At 60.5% G+C, this 243-nt stretch carries 1 tRNA gene; it reads left to right on the top strand.

Annotated elements, in window-relative coordinates:
- Positions 1 to 92: 92 nt before the first annotated feature.
- Positions 93 to 166 (top strand) — tRNA-Met (locus KVT34_RS30915).
- The last annotated feature ends 77 nt before the right edge of the window (positions 167 to 243 follow it).

Raw genomic sequence — 243 nt, 5'->3', positions numbered from 1 at the left:
GACGCTTAGCTCAGCTGGGAGAGCATCTGCCTTACAAGCAGAGGGTCGGCGGTTCGATCCCGTCAGCGTCCACCATAACAAGTTTTTACTGGCGCGGGGTGGAGCAGCCCGGTAGCTCGTCGGGCTCATAACCCGAAGGCCGCAGGTTCAAATCCTGCCCCCGCAATACTTGGAGCTGTGGTGTAGAGGCCTAACATGCCTGCCTGTCACGCAGGAGACCGCGGGTTCGAATCCCGTCAGCTC

This window comes from Paenibacillus sp. GbtcB18 (assembly GCF_019091125.1).
Classification (GTDB): Bacteria; Bacillota; Bacilli; order Paenibacillales; family NBRC-103111; genus Paenibacillus_F; species Paenibacillus_F chitinolyticus.
This window is presented reverse-complemented; position numbering and strand designations above follow the sequence as displayed.